The sequence below is a fragment of the Brevundimonas sp. genome (assembly GCF_023259385.1).
Taxonomy (GTDB): Bacteria; Pseudomonadota; Alphaproteobacteria; order Caulobacterales; family Caulobacteraceae; genus Brevundimonas.
Genome location: NZ_JAHFPF010000130.1, coordinates 3,385 through 9,746 on the forward strand (window position 1 = coordinate 3,385; position 6,362 = coordinate 9,746).

Genomic DNA, 6,362 nt, shown 5'->3' on the forward strand with positions numbered 1-6,362 from the left:
GAGGGAGAATCCTAGCTTACCCACCCCCGCCTCTGCGCCCACCTCAGCACCAGCTCCGGCCAGATCGCCGCCGGCTTGCCTTCGATCAGGCGGATCCCGAAACCGTGGCCGCCCTCCTCGAACAGGTGCGCCTCCGCCTTCACGCCCGCGGCCTTCAGCGCCGTCAGCAGCTGCAGGCTGTTCTCCACCGGCACCGCCTCGTCATCCATCGCGTGCAGCAGGAAGACCGGCGGCCGCCCGCGCCAGTCCATCCGCTCCAATGAATAGCGGGCGACGGCCTCCGCCGACGGCGTCTCGCCCAGCATCTCCCGGCGCGACCCGGCGTGGGCGAAGGGCGGGGCCATGGTCGCCACCGGATAGAGCAGGATCGACAGGTCAGGCCGCATCGACACGGCGTCCGCCTCGTCGACCGCCGCATAGGTCTGATCCGTCCGCGCTGTCAGCATCCCGGCCAGGTGTCCGCCCGCCGAGGCGCCCAGCACCGCCACCCGCGCCGGGTCCAGTCCGTCCGCCGCCGCGCGCGCCCGCACCAGCCGCAGCGCCCGCTGGGCGTCCTGCAGCGGCGCGTCCGGACCCGCCGTCCAGCCGTCGCCGGGCAGGCGGTAACGCAGCACGAAACAGGTGATGCCCGCCGCCGCGAACACCCGCGCGCAGTCCAACCCCTCCTTGTCGACGACGGCCCATCTGTAGCCGCCGCCGGGGATCAGCAGCAGGCTCGCCCCATTCGGCCGGGCGGGCCGCAGGACCATCAGGATCGGCTCGGTCGTGTAGCGGGCGAAGCGGTCGTGGAAGGCGGGATCGGTCGAGCGCTCGGTCACCACCGGCGTCACGGTCACCCGCGCGCCGCCGGGCGCCGCACCTGGCCACAGGCGGATCGTCTCGGTCGGGTCCGGCGGTGCGACCATAGTCTGAGACACCGGTATCATCGCCTGGGCGGGAAGGGGCGTCGCGGCGGCTGCGGCCAGGCCCAGCGCGCCTCTGCGGGTGGTGATCATGGGGCGGTCTCCTGAGGCTCAGGCTAGGCCGCCGCCGCCCGCGCCGACAAGCCGCTTGACTCCGCCTCTGAATATAACCATAAAGTTATACAACATTGAGGTTATGAACATGGCCGCTGCCGCCCTGAAGCTGGACGAGACCTTCGCCGCCCTGGCCGACCCGACCCGCCGCGCCATCCTGCGCCGGCTGGCCAAGGGCGAGGCCTCGGTCAGCGAACTGGCTGCGCCCTTCGACATGAGCCAGCCGGCCATCTCGAAACATCTCAAGGTGCTGGAACGGGCGGGGCTGATCTCGACCGGACAGGACGCCCAGCGCCGTCCCCGCAAGCTGGAGCCGGAGGCTCTCGTGATCGCCAACGACTTCCTGATCGAACTGCGCACCCTGTTCGAGAGCCGCTATGCGGCGCTCGACGCGGTGCTCGAGGAACTCAAAACGACCGGCGCGACTGGCGACTGATGGAGGCTGCCCCGATGACCCTGAAGCTGATGACCCCCGGCGACCGCGAAATCCTGATCGAGCGCCGATTCGCCGCCGCCCGCCCGCAGGTGTGGCGCGCCCTGACCGAGCCCGACCTGGTGCGCAAATGGCTGCTGGGCCCCGACGGCTGGACGATGCCGGTCTGCACGATCGACCTGCGCGTCGGCGGCGAGATGCGCTTCGAATGGGCGCGCGGCGACGGCCGCATGGGCCTGACCAGCACCTTCAAGGAGATCGTGCCGGACGACCGCATGGTCGCGACCGAAAAGTTCGACGAGGACTGGACCGGCGGCGAGACCCTGGTCACCCAGTCCCTGCATGACGACGGCGACGGGACGATCCTGCGCACCCACATCCTCTATGCGTCGCAGGAAGCCCGCGACGGCGCCAAGATGTCGGGCATGACGGACGGCATGGAAGCCGGCTACGCGCGCCTGGACGGGATGTTCGAAGCGGCGGCGTAAGAGCGTCTCCCTCCCCCTTCGTGGGGAGGGATGTCGGCGCGCAGCGACGACAGGGTGGGGTTCGTAAGGGCGGGGCGCCGCTCCCCACCCGTCCCGCTTCGCGGCCCACCCTCCCCAGAAGGGGAGGGAGAGTCTCAAGTTACGCCAGCTCCACCGCCATCGCCACGGCTTCACCGCCGCCGATGCACAGGCTCGCCACGCCCTTCGTCCCGCCGCGCGCCTGAAGCGCCGCCAGCAGGGTGGCCAGCACCCGGGCGCCAGAGGCGCCGATGGGGTGGCCCAGGGCCGTCGCGCCGCCGTTCACATTCAGCTTGGCGTGAGAAATGCCCAGCTCGCGCATGGCGATCATCGGCACCACGGCGAAGGCCTCGTTGACCTCCCACAGGTCGACGTCCTCGACCGACCAGCCGGCCTTGGCCAGGGTCTTGCGGATCGCCGGGACCGGGGCGGTGGTGAACAGGGCAGGCTCCTGGGCGTGGGCCGAGTGCCCGACGATGCGGGCCAGCACCGGCATGCCCAGCGCCCGCGCCACGCTCTCGCGCGTCACGACCAGGGCGGCGGCGCCGTCCGAGATCGAGGCCGAGGAGGCGGCGGTGATGGTGCCGTCCTTGGCGAAGGCGGGCTTCAGATTGGGGATCTTGGACGGATCGGCCTTGGCGGGCTGTTCGTCCTCGCTGACCGTGACCGGTCCCTTGCGCGACTGGACCTCGACCGGAACCACTTCGCCGGCGAAGGCGCCGCCGGTGACGGCCGCGTTGGCGCGGCTCAGGCTCTCGATGGCGTAGGCGTCCTGGTCCTCGCGGGTGAACTGGTACGCATTGGCGGTGTCCTGGGCGAACGAGCCCATCGGCTTGCCCGGCTGATAGGCGTCTTCCAGACCGTCCATCATCATCGAGTCGACGATGACGTCGTGGCCGATACGCGCGCCGCCGCGGTGCTTGTTCATCAGGTACGGGGCGCCGGTCATCGACTCCATGCCGCCCGCCACGATGATGTCGGCCGAACCGGCCTTGATCGAATCCGCGGCCATCATCACGGCCTGCAGGCCCGAGCCGCACATCTTGTTCACCGTCGTCGCCTCGACGTGCTGGCCCAGGCCCGCGCCGATGGCGGCCTGGCGGGCCGGGGCCTGACCCAGGCCGGCGGGCAGGACGCAGCCCATGTAGATCTGCTCGACCTTCTCGGGCGCGACGCCCGCGCGTTCGACCGCGGCCTTGACCGCGACGGCGCCCAGTTCGGTGGCCTTGACGCCGGTCAGGGCGCCCTGGAAGCCGCCCATGGGCGTGCGGGCGAAGGAACAGATGACGACGGGATCGGACATCGAGAGCATCCTCTAAAAAAACCTACGGCGGCTAGATCGTCCCTTTTCAGGTTCGACGCAAGCCTTCGCGCTGCAGTGCACAATCACTCGGCCGCAGGCAATGGGGCCGGCAGCCAATCGGGACGTCGCACCCGCACCGGACGCCCCTCTACTGTAAGCTCGCCCTCCAGCCGGTCCAGCCGCACCAGGGCCATGGCGACGCCGTCGCGCCCGCTCAGCACCTCGCCGGCGCGCAGCTCTCCGTTCAGCACCTCGGCTCCGAACGGCGGCGGCGGGCCGTCGAATTCCAGCGGCAGCATGCGGTTGCGGATCGCCCCCCGGCGCTTCATGCGCGAGGTCGTCTCCTGGCCGATGAAACAGCCCTTCTGAAAATCGATGCCGTTCAGCAGGTCGAAATCGGCCTCGATCGGATAGGTCTTGTCCGACGGCGCGTCCGCGCTCGGATCGGGCACGCCCACGGTCAGCCGGTGCGCCTGCCAGTCATCCTCCACGGCGTTGGTGTCCAGCGCGCCGCCATAGCGCCGCCCGCCCAGCGCCGGCTCGCGCGGATCGACCGCGAAACCCTCGACCACGCCGGCCCAGCCGACGAACACCGCGCGGTCGTCCGCCTCGACGGTCACGGCGGCGCGCAGCCTGTACATCGACAGCCGCTGGATCAGGGCGTCCCGCCGCTCGGCCGCCACGTCCAGCAGCACGCCGTCGGGCTCGCCGAAAATGAACAGGTCGAACAGCAGCCGCCCCGGCGGCGACAGCAGGGCGCCGAACCTCAGCTCGCCCTCGCCGATCGTCTCCACGTCCTGCGTCAGCAGATTGTGCAGGAAGGGCTTGGCGTCGGGCCCGCCGATCCGGATCAGGGCGCGGGAGGGCAGGCGGGCGATGCGCGTGGTCATGGGTCCTACATAGGGCGGCGGGCGTCGCTCCGACAGCCATGCGACGTAGCAAGAACGGCAGTGCAAAGTCGCTGCATGACACGACGCTTCGGCCCTGATGCGCTATGGTCACGCCGACGCCGCGTGCCAGGCTGATCGCGTCACAGGTGGAGCCGGATGATGATCAGGGACCTTCTGCACCGCCTCGGGGGGCTCGTGACTCTGGCCCTCGGACTGGCCGCCTCCTGGTGGGGCATCGTGACGCCGCTCGAGGCGGCTCGCGCGCAGGCGCCGGAGGTCCACTACGACATCAAGCTGTTCGTCCTGGCGCCGCTGCTGCTGATCTTCGGCCTGTTCTTCCTGCTGGTCGGCGACCGCGTGCCCTACCGCAACGCCGAGGAACGCAAGCTCACGACGGTCGGATGGATCCTGATGACAGTCGTCGCCGTGGCGGCGTTCGGCAGCTACTTCCTGCTCAAGCAGCAGTTCGCGACGCTGGGCTATCACTAGGAACCGCTCCAGATGACGCCGATCAAACGACCCATGACGTTCCGCGAACGCCTATTCTTCATCATCTTTGCGGCCTGCCTCCTGTCCCTTTTTGCGTTCACGGCCTGGCGCATCGAGCGGGACGCCAAGGCGGCGGACGCGATGCAATCGCCTTTGCCGGTGGTCACGAAAGATCTGGATGGGCGCGTCTTGACCGTGGATGGGCGGCCCGTCAGCTCCCCACCGCATACCGCGCCGTCACTCCGTCCGGCTCCCACTGGTGCTGTTCCAGTCGGTCCAGAGACCTGACCACCCGCTCCACGAACCCCGCCGGATCGCCCGCCTCGACCGCGGGCCTCAGCCACTCCGTCACCACCGCCCGCGCGGGGAAGAAGCCGACAGGCCCCGGCACGCTCAGCGCCACCTCGATCCCCTCGGCCAGCCAGCCGGCGACCACCACGAACAATCCCTCGGACGCCAGGAAGTCGCTGCGGCGCAGGACGTACAGGGTGATCACCCCCTCATCGATCCCGTCGGGACGGACGATCACGCCGCTGCGGTCGGGCCGCCAGTCGTCGCCCAGTTCGATCACGCGCCACAGGCAGAACCAGATCCGGCAGGTCTGCGGCCGGATCGCATGCACGGCGCAGCCCGAACCGTCGACGCAATAGCCACACAGCTCGCCCGTGGGCTTGGCCAGTTCGGGCAGGTCCAGCGGAATGACGCGGCAGCATTCGACGCAGCCGCCGCATTCGCGGTCGGGGAGGAGGGGCAGGCTCATCGCGGAGCGACGCCAGAAAGACGGGACCGGGTCAACTGAAGTCCGTCCGTCCACAGCTTGCTTGCACCGGGGCGTCATGTCCCGCTGACGTGACGAGAATCCCTGTACAACCAGCGCATGGCGGGCCGTTTCCCCATTCTCTACCTCGCCGAGGCCGGCGCAGACGACGCAGTGATGTCCTCGGGCGTGCTCGCGTATCTGGTCGACGCCATGCCGCAGGCCAGCTTCACCATTGTAGGTTCGCCGCAGAGCGCGCCCCTGTTCGCCGACACCCCGCGCCTCGACAAGCTGATCGTGCTGGAGAAGGAGGGCCGCCTCGACTGGCTGGGCCTGTGGAACCAGGTCCGCGCGATCAAATGGGGCCTGATCGTCGACATGCGCGGCACCACCTTCTCGGGCAAGCTCAGCCGCCAGAAGCGGGCCGTGCGCGGCAAGGACGAGGCGGGCGTGCACAAGGTCGAACTGGCCGCCCGCGTGCTGCAACTGGATGAGATCCCGGCTCCCCGGCTGTTCGTCTCGGGCGCCACCCGCGCCTCCATCGAGCCCCTCCTGCCCCAGGATGGCGCGCCCCTGCTGGTCATCGCGCCGGGCGCCGACTGGGTCGGCCGCGAATGGCCGCCCGAACGCTATGCGACCCTCGCCGCCACCCTGACCAACGACGGGCCGCTGGCCGGCGGCCGGGTGGTCGTGCTCGGCGACGAGAAGGACAAGGACGCGGGCCACACCATCCGCCTGGCCATGCCGCGCAACCGCACCAGCGAACTGCCGGGCAAGCTGTCGATGGTGCAGGCCCTGGCGGTGCTGGAACGGGCGAAGCTCTATCTGGGCGGCGACTCGGTCTGGACCCAGCTGGCGGTCGCCGCCGGCGCGCCGGTGGTGGCGGCCTACGGCCCCTCAGACGAGACGGTGCGCGGGCCCTGGACCGGGGTGGTCGTGCGCGGCCCCCGCTCGGTGGAGGAGTTCCG

8 protein-coding genes are annotated in these 6,362 nt (G+C 70.1%); 4 read left to right on the forward strand and 4 right to left on the reverse strand.

Annotation, left to right across the window (positions count from 1 at the left end; translation table 11 throughout):
* Nucleotides 1-11: 11 nt before the first annotated feature.
* Nucleotides 12-995 (reverse strand): alpha/beta hydrolase, encoded by a 984-nt coding sequence (locus Q0C81_RS10980; protein WP_291837471.1) that lies wholly within the window; start codon nucleotides 993-995, stop codon nucleotides 12-14.
* 109 nt (nucleotides 996-1,104) lie between these two features.
* Here Q0C81_RS10980 and Q0C81_RS10985 point away from each other — a divergent pair, with 109 nt between their 5' ends.
* Nucleotides 1,105-1,452 carry a metalloregulator ArsR/SmtB family transcription factor gene (locus Q0C81_RS10985; RefSeq protein WP_291837473.1) on the forward strand — a complete coding sequence of 116 codons (348 nt, stop codon included), beginning with the start codon at nucleotides 1,105-1,107 and terminating at the stop codon, nucleotides 1,450-1,452.
* 14 nt (nucleotides 1,453-1,466) lie between these two features.
* The gene (locus Q0C81_RS10990; RefSeq protein ID WP_291837476.1) at nucleotides 1,467-1,937 is read left to right on the forward strand and encodes an SRPBCC domain-containing protein; all 471 of its coding nucleotides are present in this window, start codon (nucleotides 1,467-1,469) and stop codon (nucleotides 1,935-1,937) included.
* A 139-nt stretch (nucleotides 1,938-2,076) separates the two neighbouring features.
* Here the strand turns inward: Q0C81_RS10990 and Q0C81_RS10995 are convergent, their stop codons facing one another.
* Both Q0C81_RS10995 and Q0C81_RS11000 read right to left on the reverse strand, forming a co-directional pair.
* Nucleotides 2,077-3,267 (reverse strand): acetyl-CoA C-acyltransferase, encoded by a 1,191-nt coding sequence (locus Q0C81_RS10995; RefSeq protein WP_291837479.1) that lies wholly within the window; start codon nucleotides 3,265-3,267, stop codon nucleotides 2,077-2,079.
* A gap of 74 nt (nucleotides 3,268-3,341) precedes the next feature.
* Nucleotides 3,342-4,148, reverse strand: coding sequence for a folate-binding protein YgfZ (locus tag Q0C81_RS11000; RefSeq protein WP_291837481.1), 807 nt, complete (start codon nucleotides 4,146-4,148; stop codon nucleotides 3,342-3,344).
* 159 nt (nucleotides 4,149-4,307) lie between these two features.
* On the opposite strand from Q0C81_RS11000, the gene Q0C81_RS11005 reads away from it, so the two are divergent.
* Nucleotides 4,308-4,637: a hypothetical protein gene (locus tag Q0C81_RS11005; RefSeq protein ID WP_291837483.1), complete on the forward strand. Its 330-nt coding sequence runs from the start codon at nucleotides 4,308-4,310 to the stop codon at nucleotides 4,635-4,637.
* 211 nt (nucleotides 4,638-4,848) lie between these two features.
* On the opposite strand, the gene Q0C81_RS11010 is transcribed toward Q0C81_RS11005, so the two are convergent.
* Complete coding sequence (locus Q0C81_RS11010) at nucleotides 4,849-5,397, reverse strand: hypothetical protein (RefSeq protein WP_291837486.1); 549 nt, start codon at nucleotides 5,395-5,397, stop codon at nucleotides 4,849-4,851.
* A 117-nt stretch (nucleotides 5,398-5,514) separates the two neighbouring features.
* Between Q0C81_RS11010 and Q0C81_RS11015 the strand changes: the two genes are divergently transcribed.
* Nucleotides 5,515-6,362: glycosyltransferase family 9 protein (locus Q0C81_RS11015; RefSeq protein ID WP_291837489.1), on the forward strand; the 848-nt coding region annotated here is incomplete at its 3' end.

Excerpts from the sequence above, each read along its gene's own strand:
- Q0C81_RS10980 (WP_291837471.1), bottom strand. The coding sequence starts at position 995 with ATGATCACCACCCGCAGAGGCGCGCTGGGCCTGGCCGCAGCCGCCGCG.
- Q0C81_RS10985 (WP_291837473.1), top strand. The coding sequence starts at position 1,105 with ATGGCCGCTGCCGCCCTGAAGCTGGACGAGACCTTCGCCGCCCTGGCC.
- Q0C81_RS10990 (WP_291837476.1), top strand. The coding sequence starts at position 1,467 with ATGACCCTGAAGCTGATGACCCCCGGCGACCGCGAAATCCTGATCGAG.
- Q0C81_RS10995 (WP_291837479.1), bottom strand. The coding sequence starts at position 3,267 with ATGCTCTCGATGTCCGATCCCGTCGTCATCTGTTCCTTCGCCCGCACG.
- Q0C81_RS11000 (WP_291837481.1), bottom strand. The coding sequence starts at position 4,148 with ATGACCACGCGCATCGCCCGCCTGCCCTCCCGCGCCCTGATCCGGATC.
- Q0C81_RS11005 (WP_291837483.1), top strand. The coding sequence starts at position 4,308 with ATGATCAGGGACCTTCTGCACCGCCTCGGGGGGCTCGTGACTCTGGCC.
- Q0C81_RS11010 (WP_291837486.1), bottom strand. The coding sequence starts at position 5,397 with ATGAGCCTGCCCCTCCTCCCCGACCGCGAATGCGGCGGCTGCGTCGAA.